The following is a 23,130-nucleotide window of genomic DNA, read 5'->3' as shown; positions in this document are numbered from 1 at the left end:
TTTCAGAATCGGATATACTATAGGCTAGAAAACATTTGCAGATGACAAAGATTATTTTACACAATAAAAGGAGTTACCTATGACACAATCTCTTATTGAAAATATGAAGCCATTTATCCAGGAGGCATGGAAAAAGTCCGCATTTGCCCAGCCGACGACAATTCAGACAGAAGCGATCCCGGCGGCCTTGGAAGGAAAGGATATTATCGCAGAATCCCCAACCGGAACAGGCAAGACACTTGCTTACTTGCTGCCGGTTCTTGAAAAAATTGATCCGGATAAACAGGCAGTACAGGCAGTTATTTTAGCGTCTTCCCAGGAGCTTGTGATGCAAATTCTCCAGGAGATCCAAAAATGGGCGGAGGGAAGCGGCATTAAAGCGGCTTCTTTTATCGGTGGAGCCAATGTAAAAAGGCAGCTTGAAAAATTAAAGAAGCATCCGCATATCGCTTTGGGTACACCGGGAAGAGTTCTTGAACTAATAAAGCAGAAAAAACTGAAAATGCATGAAGTAAAGACGGTTGTTCTGGATGAAGGGGACCAGCTATTGGTGCCCGAACACACACAGACAGTCCAAAATATTGTTAAGTCAACGCTGAAAGAACGCCAGACCATGCTGTTCTCAGCTACACTTCCGCCGGTTATTGAAAAGCTTGCCAAAGAATTGACTGCAGATGCTAAAGTGATCCGTGTTGAAAAAGATGAAACGATCGATGCTGCAGCTGTCGACCATATTTATTTTGTGGCCGAAGCCAGGGACAAAATTAAAATGCTTGAAAAGATCTCAAGGATTGAAGGAATTAAGACTCTGGTTTTTGTAAAGGATATCGGAAACCTGACCGTGATGGCGGAGAAGCTTGATTTTAAAAATATTGCCTCCAGCACCCTTCATAGCGATTTAAGTAAATTTGACCGGCAAAAAGCGATCAAAAATTTCCGGACCGGAAAAACCAATATGCTGATTGCAACTGATGTGGCGGCACGTGGATTAGATATCAAGGGAGTTACCCATGTTGTTCATTTCGATTTCCCGAAAGATATTAACCAATACGTCCACCGTTCAGGCAGAACAGGTAGATTCGGCGCAAGCGGAACGGTCATCTCCCTCGTCACCGAAAGAGAAGAACGAGAACTCAAAAAATTTACCAAAGAGCTCGGCCAAACCGCAGAGAAGAAGGTTATGCGCGGCGGCGAAATCGTTTAAAAACACAGTACCAGGTACCTATACCAGTCCGTCCAACTGGTATAGGTACCTGGTACTATTTTTTATAGCCGCGGTTCGCTGAGTGCCTGCAGCGGAAATCAACACCGAAGTTTAACAGAGCTTGTTATAAAAAGGAAATCTGTTTAGTGTGCCGAATATTTAAAAATAGAGACTTTAATAACCTAAAGAATGAGAGGTGCACTAATATGGAGAATCCAAGGCTGAAAATATTTCATGATGAAATATTGCTTGAAGCTACGATAGATGAATTGCAGGAAAGGATGGAGAGCGGGGAGGTTACTTCCAAGGAACTCGTCCTGTTATATATGCAGAGAATCGGGCAGATGGATAGGCAGGGGTCTGCGATCAATTCCGTTCTGGAAATAAATCCGGATGCTTTGCATATAGCGGCTGCCCTTGATGCAGAGAGAAAGAAGCAGGGTCCGAGAAGCGCTCTTCACGGAATTCCTGTCTTACTAAAGGATAATATTGATACTGGAGATAAAATGCATACGAGTGCAGGTTCTCTTGCATTGAAGGATCATTGTGCACAAAAAGATTCATTTGTGGCAGCTCAATTAAGGAAAGCAGGTGCCGTTATTCTGGGGAAAACGAATATGACGGAATGGGCCAATTTTATGACAGAGGGCATGCCAAACGGATATAGCTCAAGAGGCGGCCAAACCCTTAACCCCTATGGTCCCGGCAAGTTTGATGCCGGCGGTTCGAGCGCCGGCTCAGGAGCAGCTGTGGCAGCCAACTTTGCTGCTGCAGCAATTGGAACCGAGACATCGGGTTCCATTCTAAGCCCGGCTAGCCAGAACTCCCTTGTGGGCCTTAAGCCGACTGTCGGGCTCGTTAGCCGAACTGGCATTATCCCGATTGCCCATAGCCAGGACACAGCTGGGCCAATGGCAAGAACAGTTAAAGATGCAGCTATTTTACTGAGTGTGCTGGCAGTATATGATGAGAATGACCCGATAACGTTAACGAATCTGGATTTGCAGAACAGAGATTTTACAGGATATCTTGATCAAGATGGCCTGAAAGGAGCACGTATCGGAATTGCGAGGGAGACTTATTTTGAGTATTTAAGCAAAGAGAAGCTCTTAGTCATGAATGAGGCGGTTGCCCAATTGAAGATGCTTGGAGCAGAGGTAGTGGAGGAAGTAGTGATTCCTTCTGCAAAAGCGGAATGGAGCTATGATGTGCTGACATACGAATTTAAGGCAGATCTGAATGCCTATCTGCGTACTGTCGCACCGCATCTAAATATCCGCTCACTGGCCGATGTCATTGATTTTAATGAAAAGAACAGTGAAAAAACCTTAAAATATGGCCAAACCATTTTAAAGGAATCGGAAGAAACAAGCGGAGATCTTACTGAAAAAGCTTATATCTCCTCTTTGGAGAAGGACATTTATTTATCAACGGAACAGGGCATCGACCATGTTATGAAAGAGCATAATCTGGATGCAATTGTATTTCCAAATAATTTTGGAGCGAGTATTCCTGCAAAAGCAGGATATCCATCCATCACGGTTCCAGCCGGATATACGCCAGAAGGTGAACCTGTGGGAATTACCTTTACTGGACTTGCCTATAGTGAACCTTCCCTAATTAAACTTGCTTATGCTTATGAGCAGGCGACAAAGAAAAGAAAAGAAAAGCCCCGGAGCTCGGAGTTTGTCGTAAGCATTAAAAAAGAATAACAGTCTGCCATAATACTCATACTACTTTTGAAAAAAGAAAAAAGGAGAAGGTGAGAAATTTGGGCAGAACCAAAAAAGGAAATGGAAACGCACAGCGCAACAACAATAAACACAGACCGCAAAGGACAAGTGAAGAGCTCGTCGAATTCACAACCGGAAGCAAAGAAAAGAAAGAAAACAACGTACAAGACTAACGATAAAAAATCCTCTTTCAGCTGAAGGAGGATTTTTTGCTTTAACCTTCATGGCAGGCACCTATACGAGTTTACTGGTATAGGTGCCTGGTACTCTAACATTAATCTGCATCAACTTTTTTAAGCGGTTTTTCTGCAGGGCCTTCGACGACTGAACCGTCATAAGAGAAGCGGGAGCCATGGCATGGGCAGTCCCAGGTACGGTCCCCGTGGTTCCACTCGCATTCACAGCCCATATGGGTGCAGGTCGTATCCACCAGATGCAATCGGCCGTCAGGATCTTTGTAAGCTCCTGTACGCTGGCCTTTGATCATCACGACACCGCCTTCGTCATTCGCCAAATCAGTTGTTTCCTTTGGCACAAATTCAAGCTTGCCCTTAATCAGCTGTCCGGCTACATCCGTGTTTACAGCGATGAATTTCTTAATGCTTGGATCTGCCTGGAATCTTGATGGACTGAACAGTTCGGCATATGGATTTTCTTTTTCCATAATTAAATCTTTAATCAGCAGGGCTGCAGCGGTACTGTTGGTCATGCCCCATTTCCGGTAGCCTGTTGCGATAAAAATATTCTTTTCCTTGGCAGTAATCGGCCCAATATAAGGCACTTTATCCAATGTGTATAAATCCTGGGTAGACCAGCGGTAAGGATAATCCGTAATTCCAAGCACATCTTCCGCAAAGCTTTCCAGAGCTTGATAATGTTTCATCGTATCCGGCCCGTGGCCTGTTTTATGGCTGTCGCCGCTGACCAGAATTAGTTTATCCCCATTATAGGGCGTATACCTTAACGAACGGGTAGGCGAATCTGCGCTGTAGTACATGCCTCCAGGAAAGTCTGTTTTCGTTCTTACCCCAAGAACATAGGATCGTTCTGGAGACAGTCTGGCAAAATAAAAGCCCTTCATGTCTGCGAAAGGGAAGTGGGAAGCAGAAATGGCATATTTGCACTTAAGGCGGTTTCCTTCACGTGTAACAACATCAGGCAAATCGCCTTCCTCCACGTTTACAGCGGTCGTATTCTCGTAAACCGTTCCTCCCATATCAACAAACTCTTTAAGCAGTACTTTTAAGTATTTAAGCGGGTGGAACTGCGCCTGGTTGTGCATGGCCAGCACGGCTGTCGTATTGATATTAAAAGGAATGCTGTCTTTCATCCCGCCTGTAATGCCAAGCTTTTCGTATGCCTGCCACTCTTTTTCTACTTTTTTTGCGTACTCATCAGAGACAGCATAAATAATGCCTTCTTCATTGCTAAAGTCACAGTCAATTTGTTTATCCGAAACAGTATTACGGATAAACTCGATAGCGTCAGTAGAAGCTTGATAGTACAATTTGGTCTTTTCCTCGCCAAAATGGCTGATAAATTCATCATAGATTAACCCATGCTGTGCTGTAACCTTTGCTGTCGTATGGCCAGTTGTTCCGTTTAAAATATTTCCGGCTTCTAAAATAGCCACTTTAAATCCTTCTTTTGCAAGGAGGTAACCAGCGGTGATTCCCGTGATGCCGCCTCCTACAATTGCAATTTCCGTTTGGGCATCTTCTCTTAGCCGGTCGAAAGCCGGAAGCTCCTCTTCTCTCCAATAAGGCTCCGGGTACTGGGGCATTTGGTGGTTGGATGTTGTCATACCTGTCCTCCTGTATGGTCATATTCATTCATAATTTTTTCCTTTAAACCCTATTTGTATACAAATTCCAGTCTTTATCTAACCATACCCACTCATTTCGCGACTAATCAGGTTAAAGGTACTTATTCATTTTTGGAAACTTGCTATGATTCCGGAGTGGATGTAAATCAACCTGCCGGGCTTAAAAGCTATAACGACGCAATTCCCATTCAAGTTGACGCATATACTTTAAAAACCCGCGCGAAAAGCAGCCAGACCGACGTATAAACTCGTCCTAGCACTGCAAAAGCCATTTTGCCAGCGTATCCTCCATTTTTAATCCTAAAAAACTCTATTAATCAACCAAAAAAATTCACCTTTTAAGATTAAAAAGTCCTCATGCTGGGAAATATTTAATCGAATTACCAACTTAGAAAGGAGAATTTAGTTTCATGAAAGAGCTTCACAGCTTTGGATGGTATGCGGCGAGAATTGCGCCATTGATGCCAAAAAAGGCATTCAAGCCTGTTCCATCACGACTATGGGGAGGACTTGCTTATTTGCTGATTGTAATAGGCGGGTTTTTGGCGATTTCGTTATTTGAGCTGCACCCTTTATTAAGTTTCCTAATTGCAATTATTCTCGGCTCAAGTTTTGCAGCCATGGGTTTCCTTGGACATGAGATTCTGCATGGCACTGTGGTAAGGAAAGCATGGCTGAGAGACTTGCTTGGCGCGATTGCGTTTTGGCCGTTAAGTACTGGCCCAGCCCTATGGAGGAAGTGGCATAACCTCACACATCACGTACATACCCAGGATGAGGAAAAAGATCCTGATGCTTGGCCGACTTTTGAAAAAATTGCACAGAACCCTATTTTAAAATGGGTCTATAAATTGCCTTTTTCTTTTCGGGCATCTTTTGGATTTCTGTCTTTAGCCTTCCAATTCACTATGCATGGGCTAAAAATGTTTAGGCTTTACATAAAGGAATTTAAGCCGGCAAAGCGGCCGGCGGTATGGACACAGCTTATTCTGCCATGGGCAACCTGGATCACACTGCTGTTCATCATCGGCCCGGTAAAGTGGTTTTTTGCCTTTCTGCTGCCGCTGCTGATTGCCAATTTTATCGTCATGAGCTACATTGCCACCAACCATCGTTTAAATCCCTTGACACCGGTGAATGATCCGCTTGTAAATAGTTTGACGGTAACGGTTCCGAAATGGGTGGATGTGCTGCATTTTAATTTTTCCTATCACACTGAGCACCATCTTTTCCCGGGGATGAGCCCTAAATATTATCCTCTGGTAAAAAAGCATATTAAATCAATGTGGCCTGAGCGATATCATGAGATGCCGTTAACAAGAGCGCTGGCTGCATTATGGAAAACCCCTAGGGTCTATTTTAAACAATCGGACCTGGTGGACCCCTATGCCGGCAAAGCATTTGGATCATTGGGGAATGGGCTGGATGCAGCAAATATTAAATACCGAAAAATAAATACTGAAAAAAAGCATTGATCTAGCCCCTTCTCCCGGCAGGAGAAGGGGTTTTTAATTGTTATATTAAATACTCTATTAGCTGGATAAAAAATGCACTATGAGAAATGATATACAGTATCCAAAGTTAATGGGGTATCTATGATGGTTACGTTTAGTTATTTTGCGATTTTTACGCTACTTGCTTTATTAGCAACATTATTTGATATGAAAATTTTCGATTTTACCTTTTGGGAAGCTTTAAGGAATTTGCTGTTTTCGGAGGTTGCCACGGGGAGAATGATTATTCTGTTCACGATTGGTGCGGGATTGGTATCCAGCTTGATCATTGATTATCGCATTTTTAAGAATCGGAAAAAAACGGGCTCTTTCTGATATAAAAATATAAATTTTTGACTATGACCAAGTCTGCTCCCAGCCAATGGCCGGGGAAGGCGGGGGCCTGCATGACCAGAGACGCAGCTTTGGGAAGGTGCCGGAAACTTCTGAGAAAGCATGGTAACTTCTTAAGAGGAATATCACACGATCGGGAATATTGTTTAAGAGGAACAGCACTTTGATGTAGCTTACGATTTGCGCTTTTTTATTAAAAGGGAATGGTGATTTGATGTTAAAGGAGAATATTTCACTCAGCCAGCTGCTTACATTAATGATTAACTTTCTTTTAGGCAGTGCAATTGTTGTTGGTGTTGGCGGAGATGCAAAAAAGGATGCATGGATTGCCATAGCGATTGCGGTTCTCTTCGGGCTGGGGATTATGTTGTTTTTTTACTTTATTGTCAGCAGGATTCCAGGCAAGAATTTGTTTGAAATCATGGAATATTGCTTTAAAAGGCCAATTGCTATTATACTTTCTGTTTTATATATCATCTATTTTCTGTATCTTACCTGCCGTATAGTCAGGGACTTCGGAGAATTGATTGCTTCCGCCATTTTGCCGTCAACGCCAATAGAAGTGATTTCCCTTACGATAAGTTTGCTGATGGCATATATCTTGTATCTGGGGCTTGAGGTTTTGGGGAGGACGTCCGAGATTTTCACACCCTATTTGTTCGGTTTTCTTTTTCTTCTTACCATTTTGCTATTTGCTAGCGGAAATGTAAATTTGCATGAGCTCCAGCCAGTATTGGGAGATGGGGTACAGCCTGTTTTGAAAGCGTTATTCCCAACCTTGATTGTTTTTCCTTTTGGAGAGCTGATTGCGTTTACTCTGATTCTTCCGGTTGTAACCAATTTTAAATATTGTTTGAGAGTTTCTTTATTGGGTGTGGTAATTGCAGGTGGTCTCCTGCTATTTGCTATGTTTCTGATGATTGTCACGCTTGGAGTGGATGCCTTGCTCCGTTCCAATTTTCCAATGCTAAGTTCAGCAAGGGAAGTCTCTATCGGAAACTTTATTGAAAGAATTGATGCACTCGTCGTTTTTATCATGATGCTGGGGATTTTGATTAAAGGCTCCGTTTTTATGTTTGCAGGATTAAAAGGCCTTGAATATACCTTTCAGCTACCGTACCGATATTTTTCACTGCCAGTGGGAATGATTGTATCCGTATTTTCCATTTTGATTTCCGTGAATTTTGGTGACCATTGGCAGGAGGGTCTGGAGCTGGTACCATACCTTCTCCACTTGCCGATGCAATTCGGATTTCCGTCACTTCTTTTGCTCGCTTTAATCTGGAAGCTAAGAAAGAAAAATTCTAATTCCAGCGGGAAGGAGATGAAGTTTTGAGTATTCTTAAATCACTTTTAAAGATGCAGAAGAAAAAAGTCCTTCCTTTCCAAATGGAAGAACTTCCTGACGCTGGAGAAGTTCTCAAATCCCTGAGCCTGGAGCAGCTGAAGGGAAAAATTAGAAATGAGTTTGGAAACACAGTAGATTTAAGCATGGATGAGTTAAAAACAGAAGGCAAGGATGCGTTGCTTGTTTATCTCGTAAGCATGATCGATACCAAGCTCCTAAAAGAAACGTTCCTTACATCTCTTGGCGGAAAAAGTGACGGAATTGAACTAACAACCGAAGATGATCTGAAATCCCTATGCAAGGAGAAATTCGGAGGTGCGGGTTATCACCTCATTGAAACTTTCGATGAAGTAGTTGCGGCTATGCTGAATGGCAATATCATTATTGTCTTTAAGGATCTTGGCAAGGCATTATCCCTTTCCATGGGAAGTGCTGAAGATAGGGCCATAACGGAGCCAAGCACCCAAACGGTTATTAGGGGGCCGAAGGACGGATTTGTTGAATCCATTGAAACCAATGTAAGCTTGCTGAGAAGAAGAATCAAGAACAGGAAACTTCGCTTCGAAAAATTTGTCATCGGCACCGAAACTCAAACTACGGTTTATATAAGCTATATGGAAGGCATTTCAAATAAAAAAATGGTGGAAGAGATTCGAAAAAGGCTTAGTAAAATAAAGGTACACGCGATATTTGAATCCGGCAATATTGAGGAGCTAATAGCAGATAAGTCTGCCACTCCCTTTCCCCTGGCCCTAAATACAGAAAGGCCGGATTCTGTTGCTGCCAATTTGCTTGACGGAAAGATTGCCATTTTAATTGACGGTACTCCATTTGTGTTAATGGTTCCTGCTGTGCTTGTTGATTTTTTTTCAACTGCTGAGGATTATTATCAAAACTTTATGATGGGAAGCTTTTTAAGGATGATCAGGTATTTATCTTTTATGATTGCACTGATTACACCTTCATTATATGTGGGGATTTTAACTTTTCATCACGAGCTTTTGCCAACTCCTCTCCTGCTGGGGATTATTGCACAGCGGGAAGGGGTCCCTTTTCCTGCAGTAATAGAAGTCCTTATTATGGAAGTGACATTTGAGATATTGCGGGAAGCCGGTGTCCGGATGCCCAGAGCAGTTGGGCAAACCGTCTCTATTGTAGGGGCGCTTGTGATTGGGCAGGCGGCAGCCGAAGCTGGGATCATTTCCAATATCATGGTGATCATTGTCGCTATTACCGCTATTGCAAATTTCGTATCTCCGACATATAGCTTTGCAGCGGCAGCTCGGTTATTGCGATTCATGCTTATCATTGTCTCGGCTATATTAGGGCTTTATGGCGTCTTGATTGTCCTTGTTTTAATTGTGGCTCATTTAAGCTCGCTTAGATCATTTGGGGTTCCTTATTTAGCTCCAGTTGCACCGTTTATTATTGAGCAGCAGAAAGATGTTTTCTTCCGCTTCCCATTCTGGAGCATGCGGAAGCGCCCTGGATACTTAAAAACGCAGAATCCTGAAAAACAGCCAAAGACAGGATCGCCGTCTCCTCCGCCTATGAAAGGGGAGCAAACTAATTGAGACAATATGCTATTATTGCAATCCTTTTTCCGGTTATCGTTTTACTTACGGGCTGCTGGGATCAGAGGGAACTGGGAGAAATTACTGTTGTTACAGGAATGGCTGTTGATAAGGGAGAGGACGATAAATATGTCCTGACAGTGGAGGGCATTAATGCGACTGAATTAAATAAGCAGACTGCAAGCGGATTTGCTCCTTCTATTGTTTATTCCGCAGAAGGCAACTCACTGGCGGAACTGACCTATAGAGTAAATGAAGGAATATCGAGGCATTTAATTTATTCGCATATGAGGACTTTGATTATTGGAGAGGAACTGGCCAAGGAAGGAATCATTGATTTCATTGACTTTTTGGAAAGAAATAGGGAAATCCGTGATGACTTCAATATTTTAGTTGCACGGGGACTCAGGGGATCAGATATATTAAGAGTAACCTACCAGTTTCAAAAATCATCTTCATTAAAGCTGCATACCCAGCTTGAAACAATGATGAAGGATTGGGGAGGTGACCCTGGCGTAAGAATGAATGATGTAATCAGGGCCTGGACTTCTCCTGGCCGGCAGCCGGTTATGGCTGCGGTGACCATTATGGGTGATCCTTCCGAGGGCCTCAGTTCCGAGAATATGAAAAAAGTAACGCCGGATGCCCTTGTGATTATCGATTCCCTGGCTATATTCAAGGGAGATCAATTAGTCGGCTACCTTTCATTGGAAAATTCAAGAAATTACTTATGGATTCAGGATAAATTAATAAAAACGTCTCTAACCGTTAAATGTGACGAAGATCGCTTCATGGGTTTGAGGATATACAATACTAAGACATGGAATGAAGGGAAGATACAAGGAGGAAAGCCCGTAATTAATATACATATAAGGGCAGAGGCATTTGTTGACGGAACCCACTGCAATAATGAGTTTGAAAAAGCGAATACGTACTTGCAAAATGAAGAATCCGCGGAAAAGCATTTGAAAGATACCATTTCAAACACAATTAAAAACGTCCAGGAGGAATTTGAAGCTGATATTTTTGGTTTCGGCGAAGTTGTTCAGAGGCAGGACTATAAAAATTTCAAAAAAATACAGGACAAGTGGGATCAAAATTTTGCAGAGGCAGATGTGAAAATAGATACAACTATAGTTATTAGAAGAACAGGAATCCGAACGAAAAGCTTTTTAACAGAAGTAAAGGAACAATAGCCCAGTGCTATCTTAATTGACGCTATAATGCGCTATTGATATAATTTCGGTATCGAAATTGATTTACAATTCAGCATATTATTGTGTGAAGGCTTATTGCAACTAAAGGTCTGGGCATAGTCCAGCCCTTATTTCTTTTTTTAAAGGGGCAATGAAAGATGAACTTTGAGACCGCTGTACTTCATAAGAAAAATAAAACCGAACGGACCATTAAAAGCAAAGTGACGCCTATTTACCAAACCTCTGCTTTTGCCTTTAATGACCTTGATGAATTGGAAGGTTTTTATCAAGGGAATGGCAATTATTTATATTCCCGGGTAGGAAACCCGAATACGGATGAGCTTGGCGATTTAATTGCCGGTCTGGAAGGGGCACCGGCTGGTGTAGCCGCATCTTCAGGTTTGTCAGCTATTTTAGCCGGAGTGCTGGCTGTTGTTAAAAGCGGGGACCATATTGTGGCTGCGGATGACCTGTATGGCGGCAGCTTTCATTTGATTAAGGAAGAGCTTACACAGCTGGGAATTGAAGTAACGGTCGTTTCTTTTTCCGATATGGAGAAAGTTAAGGAAGCAATCCGGGACAATACTAAGCTGCTTTATTCCGAATCCATCACCAATCCATTATTGAGAGTGGAAAATCTTGAAGACGTAGCCTGCCTGGCGAAAAAACATAACCTCATATCCCTGATTGATAATACCTTTGCAACTCCATACCATTGCCAGCCATATCTTAAGGGCATTGATTTAGTCGTGCACAGTGCAACTAAATATATTGGCGGGCACAGCGATATTACAGCAGGTGTCCTCGTCGGGGATGAAGCATTGATTGGGAAAGCGCGCGGAAAAATCGTGAACCTTGGAGCCAATTTAAGTCCTTTTGAAGCGTGGCTGACCTGCCGGGGAGCCAAAACTCTAGCACTTAGAATGAAGCAGCAATCCTCTAACGCAAAAAGAGTGGCCGAGGCTTTGAAGGTAAACCAGGACATTAAAAAGGTCTATTATCCGTTTGAACTCGGGGATGCCGGCTACGGTGCGATTGTGACAATTGAATTGGCTGACAGGATTAATGTGAATGAGTTTTTCAAAGGACTCGGCTGGGTAAAAATTGTTCCAACCCTAGCAGGCGTAGAAACATCTGTATCCCATCCGCTGACAACCTCTCACCGGGCGCTTCCGCCTGAAACCTCCAGGGAACTCGGCATTACCAGCCATGTTGTACGCATTTCAATCGGAATTGAGCATGCAGAAGATCTTATTGCCCAGATTAATCAGGCTATCAATCAAGGTTTCGTATAAACGAAGAAGATTCCCGGCACCGTCTGCGGAATCTTTTTTCTTGTCCGAGATGCTAAACTGTTTTTGAACTGAAGAAGATAAAACGTTTAATAACAGACTGTGAAAGAGGAATTTGCACGTAAATCAGCAGAGTGGTTCATAAATTCGAGATGACTTAATAATAATTGCAGCTTTCTTTCCAACAAATGTCCTCTAAATGCTCTCGAGATTTTCAAAAAGCCAAAACTTCAATAAAATCAAAAAGAGGATTGTTAAAATCAAGTTTTTCCAGCTGATCGTCAGCTTGCCGTTCTTCGGTACAACAATCCCCATCGATACCAGGTACCAAAACCATTTTTTATTTGTCCACTTATTGGGATTAAACGATTGGCTTTCCTGGTTCTTTTTATTTTCATGGCGGGCCCAAAGGATGGCATTGATAACATCCAGGACAGAGCCGATTGAAATAGCCGTTATAATAAAGGTCTTGGAGGGCTGCCATTTTCCTTCATTCTCAGCAGCTTTTTTCTCCTGCTTTTCCTCCTGAATTTGGATTTCCTTTGAAGGCAGATGTAATTTCGGTGGGCTGCTTCTTTTGAAGTGATGGCTTTAAGGCTGTTGCGGCAAAAATTAAGGAACATAGTAAAGCAAAATAGATGATAAAGAAAAGTGCTGCTTGCTTTGTGGAACGGCGGATTTGCATGGTATGCCCCCCTTGCCATCATCGTACCAATATATTGGTAAATTATGTTATGTATTAATGAACCTATTTAAAAGAATCAAGAAGCAATTTTTTTAGCGCGAAGGGATGAAGATATTCTTTCCATTCAATACTAAGGTAACAGTATTTTTGGAAGGAGCTGACACTATGCCTGAGCTGCCGGAAATGGAAACCTACAGAAGACTATTAACTGAACAACTGGGAGGCAGAACCATTACTGATGTGGAGATTAACCGGGAAAAATCAATCAACATAAATCCCGGACAGCTTAAAAGCCAGCTAATAAATGCTCAGATTACCGACATTAAACGGAGGGCCAAGCATCTTATCTTCAAGCTTAGCTCCGGAAAAAACCTGCTGCTGCATCTGATGCTTGGCGGCTGGATGTATATTGGCGATGAAGAAGACAATCCTGACCGGACAAAACAGGTTATTCTTTCCTTTGGGGACAAAAAACTATATTTTATCGGCCTAAGACTGGGCTATCTTCATCTTTTAACAGATACTGAACTGGAGAAGGAGCTAGCGGATTTAGGCCCGGAGCCTATGGATCAAACATTCAGCTTTCCTGTATTCCGGGAGCTGATAGGGAGCAGAAGAGGGATGCTGAAAACTACTTTTGTCAATCAGCAATTTCTCTCCGGAATCGGCAATTGCTATAGCGATGAAATTTGTTTTGAGGCCGGCCTGCTTCCCATGAAAAAAGCGGATGAACTGGATGAGGATGAAATCAAAATTCTCTACCAGTCCTTAAAGGGTGTTTTAACGAGAGCCATCCAGTTTGGGGGCTATATGGAGGAACCGCTGTTTAGAGGGGATACAAAATCTGGGGGATATAATGAACAGTGCAGGGTTTATGACAGGGAAGGCGAACCCTGCCTTCGCTGCAGCAGCCCCATCGTAAAAGAAGAAATTTCGTCACGGAAAACATTTTATTGCGGGAATTGCCAAAAATAGGGATTTACTCTCCCCTTGCTGTACTCAAAACTAATTTCTCTAAATACTTTGAGGCTGCCATATAGCAGCCTCTTTTCCTTACTCTGCTGAATCTTTCTGAACTGGGTCCACCGAGGTGGAATCCTTGGAATTCATTGCACCTTTTAAAAAATAGACAAGCATAAATCCGGCAAGCCCAAGTGAAATTATAAATCCTGCCGTAATGGTCCACATCAAAGCCATCTTTTAGCCTCCCTTTTTCATCAGCAAATGAAGTAAATGGGAATGTGAAAATGCTTCCTTAGTTAAGGTATATGCCTGAAATCGATAATCTTTCCCTTTCCATTGCGAAAAAGGAAGGGAACAGATGTATGAATCACGAAGAAATAGAGGCAGAGAGTGTTTTCCTGTTTGACTGGTGTAAAGCCGGGTGCCCCAAATAGGGTACTTTCCGGAATTCAATAAAAGGAGGAGATATTGTTTGGATTTTAAAACAGCTGATTTATGTGATGAATACAGCAAAGAGCTTCTTATATGCCAGCAGGAATTTAAATCGTATGGAAATAGAAGAAAGTTTTCGGGCCCCATTTCAACCGTTAGAGTTTTTGAAGATAACGTGCTAGTTAAAGAGGCATTGGAGTCCATTCCAGAAGGAAATGTGCTGGTCGTTGACGGCGGCGGCTCGAAAAGGTGTGCATTAATGGGCGACCGGCTCGGCGAAATTGCCCATTCAAGAAAACTTGCGGGTGTAATTATTTATGGCTGTGTCCGGGATACCGTGGAGCTTGGCGGTTTGGAGACCGGGATTATCGCACTTGGCAGCAATCCCTTAAAAAGCAAAAAAGAAGGAAAAGGGGATCGGGATATTCCAGTTACATTCGGTGGAATCGATTGGAAGCCAGGTGATTATGTTTATGCAGACGAAGATGGAGTGATTGTCGCTTCAAGAAGCCTGTTATAAAGGAAAGAAACACCCGTCATCATTGGCGGGTGTTTCTTCTTTTAAGCACTTTCCCTAAAACGGAGGAATAACTTATATAAGAGGGGGTGCAAGTATGTTTATTATCATTTTATTATTATGGGCAGCCGGACTTTATATCCTTTTCCGCAGCAGGGATGAGGAGGAAGATCTGCTATTTTTAAAACTAATCGGCTATTATATCTTGGGCTCATTTACTTTTAACTTGAATGGCCTCGTTCTCCCTGTTGGTTTTGTGATCAGCTTGTTTTTAAAACCTAAGCTAAATAAAAACGTTAAACGCGGATCTGCTATTTTCGGATTGATTATGATGATTCTCGGACTGTTTTTATAAGTTAATCCTCTGTGCTTGCTTCCCTTTCAATGGTAATCTCTTCAGGGAGCATCTTGGAGGCTTTCGGAACTGGGCGGGGTTCATAATCGATTTCATCAGAGGAAAACACTCTGATGGCCATTTGGCCGCGTAGGGCTTTTGCTCGTATTAGCAATGGGTAGCTGTACCGGTTTTTAAAAGTGAAGTCAGGGCCATACCAGCTGACAGTTGCGTCACGTCCTGGCGGTACATATGGAACTTTTTTGCTGTGGGAGTACCGCTCCAGAACCTTGACGCCCGCCCGGTCAACCGCATTGAATAGGGTGGAGGATACCTGGCAAATGCCTCCGCCAATATCCTCTGAAAGCTCACCTCTTACGATAACCGGAGCGCGCATATACCCTTTTTCCTTCGTTCTCTTGCCAACTACACGGTTAAAGGAAAACGTCTCCCCCGGAAAAACAACATGATTATTGATGGCTTCAGCTGCCAGTTCTATATTGTGGGAGCGTGTTGCGTTATTCGGATTAAAATATGTAACATATTGGCCGATTTGCTTAACGCGGATATGGGCTAGAAGATCCCGGTCCACTCGCGGATAAATGGCAAGCATCGGAATCTCTGCTCTTGCCGGTCCCTTTTGATAAAAGTATGTATAGAAAATATCTGTAAACGCTTTGCGGTGAAGCTTTCTTCCGGCCTGCTCAGAGATAATTTTTCCTGTATTATCTATATATGCATTCACCGGGGGTATATAAGTCCGGCGATCCAATTTGACAAGGAACTGATTATACTTTCCAAGATCAATAAGGGATATGCCTGGAAAAGGCATCTGATACTCAGCCCTGGTTATGCTCGCAATGGATTTTCCTTCACTTTCAATTGTTAAGCTTTCAGGAAGATTGGCAGTATGAGATTGTAATAAAAGTATTAATCCAAACATCCATGAAAATTTCATATCACTAGGCCACCTCCGACCTTAGTATGGGCAGGAAGGCATTGTTTCATGTGCCAAAAAAAGTGACATGATCACGTTAATAACCCATTTCTTCAAGAAGCTCAAGCATCACATCTGGCCGGTTGGTAATAATGCCATCCGCTCCTTTCCTAATCAGCTTCTCCATGGTTTCTTTATCATCTATCGTCCAATAATGTACATCAATTCCTCTCCGATGCGCTCCGTTAATATACTTTTTGGCTGTCAAATCAATCTTGCCTTCGCTTACAGGAATCTGAAATGCATCAACGCTAGGGGTATAAAAATTGCGCAGGAACAATGTATGCATGACCACGAAGTTTTTTATTTCCTGCCGCCCGCCTCCTAAAGCGGTTTTTCCGTGTGAAACTTCTGCAAAAGTATCTACAATCTTCTGGTCAAAAGCAGCAACTAGTACTTGATCCTCCGTTCCATGTTTTTCAATCAGTGTCCAAAGGTTGCCTGCAGCTTCCTCTAGCCTGTTGGCAGGGATATCATCTTTGATTTCAATTACCATCTTCATATCCGGAAAAGCAGTAAAAATCTCATCCACTGTTGGAATATATGCCCCTTTTCCTCTGTAGCTTTTTTCTCCGTTCAGATCTTCGAAGTCATAGCCAGCATCCAGGCCTTGTATTTCCTCCAAAGTCAGCTCCTCGACAGGCCCAGTGCCGTTGGTCACTCTATCAACAGTTGGATCATGGATGGCCACTAAATGCCCGTCCTTGGTTATATGAATATCGAACTCAAGAGCATCTACGCCCATATCTACAGCACCTTGAAAAGCGCTCATTGTATTGGAGGGCGCCAACAGCTCTCCACCCTGGTGGGCAATAACCATTGGCCTTTCTGATTCGAAAAAAGGCTTTTCCTCCCGTTTTTCTGCAGGGAGAAATTGAATAACGGACAGAGCGGCAGCAAAGGCCACTATCATCATCAGTGCTTTATAGGTTTTTGTTTTCCGTATTTGCAGCTGCGGCATTTTTCATTTTCCTCTCTTAAAAAGTCCATATGAGAGAAAATTCGCTAACAACATTGGGAATCCTTCTTCCTCCAGAGCCTGAAGCCTTCCCGATATTAAAGTCTGGGAAGAAAACAGCCCCGAAATCAGAAAAGGCATTGCCTTTCTCATTTGCGAAGGCAACAGACTATCCCAAAGGCTAGGGAATGGCCGGCTTCTTCTATATGCATTGCCACAGCTTCCGGTATATCTGGCCATTATTGTCACTAAGACTTTATGAATAAAAATCCAATCAAAAAGGAAGCCCGGAGTAAGAGGGCCTCCTTTTTTATATTTAATTGAAGCAGGTTTTCACATGAAAATTTAGTCGCTCATATACTAGGGTTCTTGTTGCCGATAACTATGAATTTTTCCCATAACCGAATACTCTATCATTAAATAACAAGCCTATTTGTTCCCGTGATTCACCAGCTGGCAGTCCGCCGATGAATCATCTTTGTTTTTATTCCGCCATAGCTTGTACATCGCCTTTCCATCGCTAAGCGTGCCGTCTGCCATATCCATCGGCAGCAGGGCGAAGAACATATAATAAAATGAGAAATAGACGAACTGATACCAAAGCATGGACGCTTCAAAAATTTCAATTCTGATTAAATAATTAACCAGAAAAATACTTGCTGCATTGAAAATCGAGCCGCCTAAGAAGATCAGCGATTTCGTCAGTTTATTATTATATTTTAAAGAGGTGTACTGACACCCTCCATACCAAAAGTAAAAGCGCCTAACCTCTAAAAACTTCAGGGAAAATAGCAGTTTGCCTGAACCGATGACAACGCGAATCCCTTTTCCGCCAAAAATGGCTGCAAAAATAATGTGCCCCAATAAGTGGATAAGTGTAACCACTGGAAATACAACGAAAAAGGCCTGCATGAACTTCATAAAATCATCATAGCCAAACATATGAGGACCTCCATTTCAATTGATGTAAGAAAAACCTGCGCATTAGGCACCCTTATTTGTTTGCATATCCCCTGTGTACCCCGCTATTTTGAACACTAACATACATTATTTTTCCATATTTTCCAGCCTGGACAAAAGAGTCCGACCAACTGCTACGTCTCAGGTCTTATATGAAAATAAAGCTGTGGCTCGTTATTGCAAAGTTAAAATACAGGTAAGATGAAATCAAGAAAGGAGGAAATGAAAATGAAAAAACTTGGATTACTGATGGCAGGTGGGGCTTCAGCAATCGTGCTGATTTCGAATTTAGGCCCAATGGTAGGGCTGGCAATAAGTGCAGCGATTCTATACTTTGTGTTTAAACAATTTTTAAAAGCGGAAAGCACTTTAGCGAAAGTCGGATACGGGATCATTGGTTTTATCGCCTTTATGGCTACAGCATCGAACTTCCCGGCCATTCTTGGCCTTGCAGCTGCATATGTCCTTTACCTTGTCTATAAAAAATGGAACGCATCAAGTTCTATCGTAAAAGAAGAAGAACACGACCCTTTTGCCAACTTTGAAAAGCAGTGGGCTGAATTAAAGCAAAACTAATAAAAATGAGAGTTCAAAAAGGAGAGATATTTATGGCAAACTTATTTACACGCATTAAAGATACAGTGATGGCAGACCTGCATGAAGCCTTAGATACAAAGGAAAAAAAGAATCCGATAGCTCTGCTGAATCAGTATCTTCGCGAATGTGAGCGCGAAACAGAAAAGGTCCGCAAGCTTTTGGAACGCCAATATACATTAAAGGAAGAGTTCACTCGTGAATACGAGCAGGCAAAGGAACTAGCAGGGAAACGCAAGCGCCAGGCTGAAATTGCTGCACAAGCTGGAGAAGAGGAACTCAATCAGTTTGCATCTCAAGAACAAATGCAATATGAAGAGCGCGCCAATCGTATAAAAGAATTATTAACACAAGCAACCCAGCAAATGGGAGAACTTGAAAGAAAATATGAAGAAATGAAACATAAGCTCAAGGATATGCACATCCGCCGAATGGAACTAATGGGCCGTGAAAACATAACGCGTGCCAACCATCAAATGGATAAAGTGCTGGAGAACAACAGCTATTCCGATAAATCTTTCTCCCGATTCAAGGAAATCGAATCATACCTTGATCGTCTGGAACACGAAGTAAAAAGCTCATACCACCGCAGCACAATCGATGCCCGCATCGCGCAGCTTGAAAAAGAGCTAGAGAAGAAGCCGGTTTTATAATACTTTGAATTGTGCAGATGGTAGATAATAAAAAAGACTAGATATATTCAGAAAAACGATAGATAAAATTCGAAATATGCTGGATAATTTTAACCTGTTAGTTAAGCTTAAACCAAACTAGAAACCTGCCTGTATAAAAAAGCTTTAAGTTAAAAGGACCGTACGGCCAATTTAAGATTCCGTACTGTTTCTTTTTCCCGGAAAAGACAAAAACTGATTCTATTTTATGAACAAAAAATGGTATTCTAAAAAGGCGTAGGGATGCTGCGCCTTTTCGCCCATATATTATATTTAAATTTCTGAACTTAGATAACTGTCTAGCTCCAGGTGCCGATAAGCGGGCGCCTTGCGCTTTTTTGATCATTCCAATCACACAGAAGGGGGGATGCCTCATGAATTATAAAATAAAAAGCGATTATTTAAGCTGGATCGTAATGGTGGGCATTGTCTTCCTCTTTGTGGAAATTGCCTTTTTTAATAGAGGAGTGATTTTCTCTCTTCTAGTGCCAATTGGAATGGTATATATTGGAAGAAAGTGGATGCCGCGGACCTCCGGAAAATGGCTTTTCTGGCTTGGGTTAATTTTTCTGCTCATCAATGTATTTAGCATGATGACGTTAAAATTTTTCCTGCTGGCTATCCTGATTCATCTGCTGATTCAGTTTGCACAATCCAAAAAGGATCCGAAACAGATCCAGCCGGAGTTTAAAGAACCAACTGTAAATCTTCAAAAAGAAACGGTCATTAAAAAGGATCCTCTTTTTTCCAATATATTTGTCGGCCAGCAAAAAACGCCAGAGCAAGTGTATGAATGGAATGATATTAATATACAGACCGGCATTGGCGATACAGTCATTGACTTAAGCTATACTGTCCTTCCAAAGGGAGAAACCGTCATCTTCATCCGAAACTTTATCGGCAATGTAAAGGTGCTTATTCCTTACGATGTGGAAGTAAGTGCTAGCCATTCCGCCATTGTCGGCGCTGCAAGAATATTTGAATACGAAGAATCAAAACTTATTAACCAATCACTGCAGCTGCAGACGCCAGGCTATGAAAAATCCGGGCAGCGCATCAAAATTTTCACCTCACTGTTAGTAGGTGATATCGAGGTGAAGCGCGTATGAGTATCATCCAGCGGCAAATTGTTTGGGGAGCCAGCATGTCCTTCCTGATTCTTGCTGTCCTGACGGCTTCCTTTTTCACGATGTTTCCCGTTCCCGATTGGGGAGATTTATGGGAGACGGAGGTGCTCGATATCCCGTTTATTTTATTCGTGCCAAGCGTAAGCCTGGCAATCGGCCTGATTTTTGGATTCATGTCAGGCTTATATTGGCGCCGGAAGCTTCAGACTGTTGATAGCCTTCTTCATCAGATTGAAGAAGGGCGCCAGCTTGATGCGGATGAACTGAACAACAGCAAAGAATTGCAATCCATTGCCAGCAGGGCTGGAAATATACAAAAGCATATTGCTGACCAGGCAAAAATCTCTCAAAAGCTTGCAAATGAAAAAGCCGAAGATATAGAGAGCCGAATACAGGAAATCATTTCTCAGGAACGAAACAGACTGGCCCGTGAGCTTCACGATTCAGTCAGCCAGCAGCTTTTTGCAGCATCTATGATGATGTCTGCTATAAATGAAACCCAGCAGGACCAGGCAGGCAGGCAGGCCAAACAGCTAAAAATGGTAGAAGAAATGATCCACCAATCCCAGCTTGAAATGCGCGCCCTGCTTCTGCATTTGCGGCCGGCTGCACTCAAAGGCAAAACCCTTCAAGAAGGAATTGAAGAATTGCTTGTTGAATTGCTTCAAAAAGTAGCACTGGAGATTGATTGGAAGGTGGAAAACTTTCCGCTTGATAAAGGGGTGGAGGACCACTTGTTCCGCATTCTCCAGGAAGCTGTTTCCAATACACTCCGCCATGCGAAATCGCATAATCTGGAAGTGCTGCTTATTCAAAGGGATGAATATGCTATTCTGCGTGTGGCAGATGACGGGGTGGGCTTTAATGTTGAGGAAACAAAGGCCGGTTCCTACGGGCTGCAAAATATGTACGAAAGGGCAGCTGAAGTCGGCGGGAGCATGAAAATCATCAGTGTGAAAAACAAGGGAACACGCCTTGAGGTGAAGGTTCCGATAATGTAAGAAATGTCTGCTAAGAGGCAAGACTAAATGCAGAGGATGAGGCCAATGATTAAAGTTTTATTTGTCGATGACCATGAGATGGTTCGGATCGGAGTGTCTTCTTATTTGACGGCTCAGCCGGATATTGAAGTCGTAGGAGAAGCGGATAACGGGAAAACAGCTATTAAAATGGCGCTTGAATTGCGGCCGGATATTATATTGATGGATTTGGTCATGAAGGAAATGGACGGGATTGAGGCAACAAGGAATATCATCGAGCAGTGGCCGGAAGCAAAGATCATTATTGTGACAAGCTTCCTTGATGATGAAAAGGTGTATCCGGCGCTTGAAGCAGGGGCGACAAGCTATATGCTGAAAACCTCCAAAGCAAGTGAAATCGCTGATGCCGTCCGTTCCACTTACCATGGCCAATCCGTGCTGGAGCCGGAAGTGACCGGCAAAATGATGGTGAAAATGAGGCAGAAAAACCAGCATCAGCCCCATGAAGAGCTGACCAGCCGTGAGATGGAGATTCTTCTTTTAATGACAGAAGGCAAAACGAACCAGGAAATCGCCGACGAACTTTACATTGCCTTAAAAACAGTCAAAACACATGTAAGCAATATCCTAAGCAAGCTGCAGGTTCAGGACAGAACCCAGGCTGTTATTTATGCCTTTAAGCATTCGCTAGTTAAATAGCAGTTGAAAGAGCTAATAATTTTAGCTCTTTTTATTTTGCGCTGATAACCGCAATGGGAAAAATCATGATTTGTATGCTGAACATAAGGGTAACAATAAAACAAACAAATATATGGCGGTGATAAAATGTCAGTTATAGCTTTACTAAAAAAAGGGAATAAATCTTCAGGAATGGCCGCTCTCGGTAATACGGCATTAACTATTGCCAAAGGGGTAGCGGCGATGATTAGCGGAAGCGGGGCCATGCTTGCTACAACTCTTCACTCGCTGGCAGATGCCCTTAACCAGGGATTTGTCTTCTTTGGCAGTGCTCTTGCTGAAAAGGAACCAACCAAGAGGTTTCCTACGGGATTCGGCAGAGTTATTAACCTATTTGTTCTGATAGCGGTAATTGTCATTTCCATAATGGCCTACGAAACGATACATAAAGGCTGGGAACTGATTCAGCATCCGAAAGAATCGACAGATCTCTGGCTTAATGTAGGCGTTATGGTATTGGCGGTTCTGGTAGATGGCTTTATTTTAGTAAAAGCAATGAAGGAAATTGCCCATGAAACCAGAACTCCGGCCAAAGGCCTGGGAGTAGTGCCAGTGGCATTTAAAAATGTCGGGCTTGCCACTCCTCCAACACGGCTTGTTTTTTATGAAGATATCATTGCTACATTTGGTGCACTCCTTGCCCTTATATCCATTCTCATTGCCCACTTTACAGGCTTGTACTTTCTCGATGGCGTGGGAACCCTATTAATTGGGCTTCTGTTGGTTGGAATCGCCATCAAAATAGGTTTTGAGAACACCTTAGGCTTGATCGGTGTTGCTGCACCAAAAGATATCGAAGACCGCATTGCCAAAATTATTCTGGATGACCCTGATGTTGTTGATATCAAACAGCTAAGGCTCATCCAAGAGGGAAGAAGATATCATGTGGAGGGCTATATCGAGCTAGTTGAAGGCCTGACACTTGCTGTTGCTGATGATATTAAAATTGGAGTAAGAAATAAATTGCTCGATGATCCGGATATTAGTGATGTGACCATTGGAATACTGGAAACAGACCAAGTCCAAACGTGGAAACAATAAAGAAAAGGAAGCCTGCAGATGAACTGAACCCCGAATAGTAGACACTTTAAAAAAAGTGGATCTATTCGGGGATTTTTGTTTTTTCTAGCTTAAAACCCCGTTATACTAAAATTT

General features: G+C 42.6%; 24 protein-coding genes. 18 read left to right on the top strand and 6 right to left on the bottom strand.

Features of this window, described 5'->3' with window-relative positions; translation table 11 throughout:
- The first annotated feature begins 79 nt into the window (after positions 1-79).
- From DFO73_RS10970 to DFO73_RS29280, 3 genes are all read left to right on the top strand, one after another.
- Entirely contained in the window at positions 80-1,204 is a 1,125-nt protein-coding gene (locus tag DFO73_RS10970) for a DEAD/DEAH box helicase (protein WP_110064837.1), read from the top strand.
- A gap of 206 nt (positions 1,205-1,410) precedes the next feature.
- Positions 1,411-2,916, top strand: coding sequence for an amidase (locus DFO73_RS10965; RefSeq protein WP_110064836.1), 1,506 nt, complete (start codon positions 1,411-1,413; stop codon positions 2,914-2,916).
- A 59-nt stretch (positions 2,917-2,975) separates the two neighbouring features.
- Positions 2,976-3,110, top strand: a complete 135-nt coding sequence (locus DFO73_RS29280; protein WP_258309396.1) for a hypothetical protein — start codon at positions 2,976-2,978, stop codon at positions 3,108-3,110.
- 101 nt (positions 3,111-3,211) lie between these two features.
- On the opposite strand, the gene DFO73_RS10960 is transcribed toward DFO73_RS29280, so the two are convergent.
- Positions 3,212-4,741 (bottom strand): FAD-dependent oxidoreductase, encoded by a 1,530-nt coding sequence (locus DFO73_RS10960; protein WP_110064835.1) that lies wholly within the window; start codon positions 4,739-4,741, stop codon positions 3,212-3,214.
- 431 nt (positions 4,742-5,172) lie between these two features.
- Between DFO73_RS10960 and DFO73_RS10955 the strand changes: the two genes are divergently transcribed.
- From DFO73_RS10955 to DFO73_RS10930, 6 genes are all read left to right on the top strand, one after another.
- Positions 5,173-6,237, top strand: coding sequence for a fatty acid desaturase family protein (locus DFO73_RS10955; RefSeq protein WP_110064834.1), 1,065 nt, complete (start codon positions 5,173-5,175; stop codon positions 6,235-6,237).
- Between the two features lie 120 nt (positions 6,238-6,357).
- Positions 6,358-6,591: a hypothetical protein gene (locus tag DFO73_RS10950; RefSeq protein ID WP_258309394.1), complete on the top strand. Its 234-nt coding sequence runs from the start codon at positions 6,358-6,360 to the stop codon at positions 6,589-6,591.
- Positions 6,592-6,823: 232 nt separating this feature from the next.
- Positions 6,824-7,945 carry a GerAB/ArcD/ProY family transporter gene (locus DFO73_RS10945; RefSeq protein WP_110064832.1) on the top strand — a complete coding sequence of 374 codons (1,122 nt, stop codon included), beginning with the start codon at positions 6,824-6,826 and terminating at the stop codon, positions 7,943-7,945.
- Positions 7,942-9,531 (top strand): spore germination protein, encoded by a 1,590-nt coding sequence (locus DFO73_RS10940; RefSeq protein ID WP_110064831.1) that lies wholly within the window; start codon positions 7,942-7,944, stop codon positions 9,529-9,531. The genes DFO73_RS10945 and DFO73_RS10940 overlap by 4 nt, the downstream gene beginning before the upstream one ends.
- Positions 9,528-10,727, top strand: coding sequence for a Ger(x)C family spore germination protein (locus DFO73_RS10935; RefSeq protein WP_110064830.1), 1,200 nt, complete (start codon positions 9,528-9,530; stop codon positions 10,725-10,727). The genes DFO73_RS10940 and DFO73_RS10935 overlap by 4 nt, the downstream gene beginning before the upstream one ends.
- Before the next feature lie 158 nt (positions 10,728-10,885).
- Positions 10,886-12,022 carry a trans-sulfuration enzyme family protein gene (locus DFO73_RS10930; protein WP_110064829.1) on the top strand — a complete coding sequence of 379 codons (1,137 nt, stop codon included), beginning with the start codon at positions 10,886-10,888 and terminating at the stop codon, positions 12,020-12,022.
- A gap of 493 nt (positions 12,023-12,515) precedes the next feature.
- Here DFO73_RS10930 and DFO73_RS29275 read toward each other — a convergent pair whose 3' ends face one another.
- The gene (locus DFO73_RS29275; RefSeq protein WP_258309392.1) at positions 12,516-12,704 is read right to left on the bottom strand and encodes a hypothetical protein; all 189 of its coding nucleotides are present in this window, start codon (positions 12,702-12,704) and stop codon (positions 12,516-12,518) included.
- 165 nt (positions 12,705-12,869) lie between these two features.
- Between DFO73_RS29275 and mutM the strand changes: the two genes are divergently transcribed.
- Positions 12,870-13,679 carry a bifunctional DNA-formamidopyrimidine glycosylase/DNA-(apurinic or apyrimidinic site) lyase gene (gene mutM, locus DFO73_RS10920; RefSeq protein ID WP_110064828.1) on the top strand — a complete coding sequence of 270 codons (810 nt, stop codon included), beginning with the start codon at positions 12,870-12,872 and terminating at the stop codon, positions 13,677-13,679.
- Positions 13,680-13,757: 78 nt separating this feature from the next.
- Here the strand turns inward: mutM and DFO73_RS28605 are convergent, their stop codons facing one another.
- Positions 13,758-13,901, bottom strand: a complete 144-nt coding sequence (locus DFO73_RS28605) for a hypothetical protein (protein WP_181395980.1) — start codon at positions 13,899-13,901, stop codon at positions 13,758-13,760.
- 238 nt (positions 13,902-14,139) lie between these two features.
- On the opposite strand from DFO73_RS28605, the gene rraA reads away from it, so the two are divergent.
- Positions 14,140-14,619 (top strand): ribonuclease E activity regulator RraA, encoded by a 480-nt coding sequence (rraA, locus tag DFO73_RS10915; RefSeq protein ID WP_110064827.1) that lies wholly within the window; start codon positions 14,140-14,142, stop codon positions 14,617-14,619.
- 94 nt (positions 14,620-14,713) lie between these two features.
- Positions 14,714-14,971: a hypothetical protein gene (locus DFO73_RS10910; RefSeq protein ID WP_110064826.1), complete on the top strand. Its 258-nt coding sequence runs from the start codon at positions 14,714-14,716 to the stop codon at positions 14,969-14,971.
- Between the two features lies 1 nt (position 14,972).
- Here the strand turns inward: DFO73_RS10910 and DFO73_RS10905 are convergent, their stop codons facing one another.
- From DFO73_RS10905 to DFO73_RS10890, 3 genes are all read right to left on the bottom strand, one after another.
- On the bottom strand, positions 14,973-15,908 hold the full coding sequence (locus tag DFO73_RS10905; RefSeq protein ID WP_110064825.1) for a VanW family protein: 936 nt from the start codon (positions 15,906-15,908) through the stop codon (positions 14,973-14,975).
- 76 nt (positions 15,909-15,984) lie between these two features.
- A complete protein-coding gene (locus DFO73_RS10900) occupies positions 15,985-16,908 on the bottom strand; it encodes a glycerophosphodiester phosphodiesterase (RefSeq protein WP_110064824.1) in 924 nt (307 codons plus the stop codon).
- 426 nt (positions 16,909-17,334) lie between these two features.
- Positions 17,335-17,847 carry a hypothetical protein gene (locus tag DFO73_RS10890; protein WP_110064823.1) on the bottom strand — a complete coding sequence of 171 codons (513 nt, stop codon included), beginning with the start codon at positions 17,845-17,847 and terminating at the stop codon, positions 17,335-17,337.
- Between the two features lie 246 nt (positions 17,848-18,093).
- Here DFO73_RS10890 and DFO73_RS10885 point away from each other — a divergent pair, with 246 nt between their 5' ends.
- The 6 genes from DFO73_RS10885 (at position 18,094) to DFO73_RS10855 (ending at position 23,016) form a co-directional block, all read left to right on the top strand.
- Positions 18,094-18,441: a lmo0954 family membrane protein gene (locus tag DFO73_RS10885; RefSeq protein WP_110064822.1), complete on the top strand. Its 348-nt coding sequence runs from the start codon at positions 18,094-18,096 to the stop codon at positions 18,439-18,441.
- 32 nt (positions 18,442-18,473) lie between these two features.
- Positions 18,474-19,112 carry a PspA/IM30 family protein gene (locus DFO73_RS10880; protein WP_110064821.1) on the top strand — a complete coding sequence of 213 codons (639 nt, stop codon included), beginning with the start codon at positions 18,474-18,476 and terminating at the stop codon, positions 19,110-19,112.
- 392 nt (positions 19,113-19,504) lie between these two features.
- The gene (gene liaF / locus DFO73_RS10870; RefSeq protein ID WP_110064819.1) at positions 19,505-20,239 is read left to right on the top strand and encodes a cell wall-active antibiotics response protein LiaF; all 735 of its coding nucleotides are present in this window, start codon (positions 19,505-19,507) and stop codon (positions 20,237-20,239) included.
- A complete protein-coding gene (locus DFO73_RS10865) occupies positions 20,236-21,258 on the top strand; it encodes a sensor histidine kinase (RefSeq protein ID WP_110064818.1) in 1,023 nt (340 codons plus the stop codon). Before liaF ends, DFO73_RS10865 begins: the two co-directional genes overlap by 4 nt.
- Before the next feature lie 45 nt (positions 21,259-21,303).
- Positions 21,304-21,936: a response regulator transcription factor gene (locus DFO73_RS10860; RefSeq protein ID WP_110064817.1), complete on the top strand. Its 633-nt coding sequence runs from the start codon at positions 21,304-21,306 to the stop codon at positions 21,934-21,936.
- A 126-nt stretch (positions 21,937-22,062) separates the two neighbouring features.
- The gene (locus DFO73_RS10855; RefSeq protein WP_110064816.1) at positions 22,063-23,016 is read left to right on the top strand and encodes a cation diffusion facilitator family transporter; all 954 of its coding nucleotides are present in this window, start codon (positions 22,063-22,065) and stop codon (positions 23,014-23,016) included.
- Positions 23,017-23,130: the final 114 nt, after the last annotated feature.

This window comes from Cytobacillus oceanisediminis (assembly GCF_003182355.1).
GTDB lineage: Bacteria > Bacillota > Bacilli > Bacillales > Cytobacillaceae > Cytobacillus > Cytobacillus oceanisediminis_A.
This window is presented reverse-complemented; position numbering and strand designations above follow the sequence as displayed.

Coding starts and splice junctions, on each gene's coding strand:
- DFO73_RS10970 (WP_110064837.1), top strand. CDS start 80: ATGACACAATCTCTTATTGAAAATATGAAGCCATTTATCCAGGAGGCA.
- DFO73_RS10945 (WP_110064832.1), top strand. CDS start 6,824: ATGTTAAAGGAGAATATTTCACTCAGCCAGCTGCTTACATTAATGATT.
- DFO73_RS10880 (WP_110064821.1), top strand. CDS start 18,474: ATGGCAAACTTATTTACACGCATTAAAGATACAGTGATGGCAGACCTG.
- DFO73_RS10855 (WP_110064816.1), top strand. CDS start 22,063: ATGTCAGTTATAGCTTTACTAAAAAAAGGGAATAAATCTTCAGGAATG.
- DFO73_RS10885 (WP_110064822.1), top strand. CDS start 18,094: ATGAAAAAACTTGGATTACTGATGGCAGGTGGGGCTTCAGCAATCGTG.
- DFO73_RS28605 (WP_181395980.1), bottom strand. CDS start 13,901: ATGGCTTTGATGTGGACCATTACGGCAGGATTTATAATTTCACTTGGG.
- DFO73_RS10890 (WP_110064823.1), bottom strand. CDS start 17,847: ATGTTTGGCTATGATGATTTTATGAAGTTCATGCAGGCCTTTTTCGTT.
- DFO73_RS10930 (WP_110064829.1), top strand. CDS start 10,886: ATGAACTTTGAGACCGCTGTACTTCATAAGAAAAATAAAACCGAACGG.
- DFO73_RS10900 (WP_110064824.1), bottom strand. CDS start 16,908: ATGCCGCAGCTGCAAATACGGAAAACAAAAACCTATAAAGCACTGATG.
- DFO73_RS10860 (WP_110064817.1), top strand. CDS start 21,304: ATGATTAAAGTTTTATTTGTCGATGACCATGAGATGGTTCGGATCGGA.
- DFO73_RS10910 (WP_110064826.1), top strand. CDS start 14,714: ATGTTTATTATCATTTTATTATTATGGGCAGCCGGACTTTATATCCTT.
- DFO73_RS10960 (WP_110064835.1), bottom strand. CDS start 4,741: ATGACAACATCCAACCACCAAATGCCCCAGTACCCGGAGCCTTATTGG.
- mutM (WP_110064828.1), top strand. CDS start 12,870: ATGCCTGAGCTGCCGGAAATGGAAACCTACAGAAGACTATTAACTGAA.
- DFO73_RS10905 (WP_110064825.1), bottom strand. CDS start 15,908: ATGAAATTTTCATGGATGTTTGGATTAATACTTTTATTACAATCTCAT.
- DFO73_RS10950 (WP_258309394.1), top strand. CDS start 6,358: ATGATGGTTACGTTTAGTTATTTTGCGATTTTTACGCTACTTGCTTTA.
- DFO73_RS10865 (WP_110064818.1), top strand. CDS start 20,236: ATGAGTATCATCCAGCGGCAAATTGTTTGGGGAGCCAGCATGTCCTTC.
- liaF (WP_110064819.1), top strand. CDS start 19,505: ATGAATTATAAAATAAAAAGCGATTATTTAAGCTGGATCGTAATGGTG.
- DFO73_RS10965 (WP_110064836.1), top strand. CDS start 1,411: ATGGAGAATCCAAGGCTGAAAATATTTCATGATGAAATATTGCTTGAA.
- DFO73_RS29275 (WP_258309392.1), bottom strand. CDS start 12,704: ATGCAAATCCGCCGTTCCACAAAGCAAGCAGCACTTTTCTTTATCATC.
- DFO73_RS10955 (WP_110064834.1), top strand. CDS start 5,173: ATGAAAGAGCTTCACAGCTTTGGATGGTATGCGGCGAGAATTGCGCCA.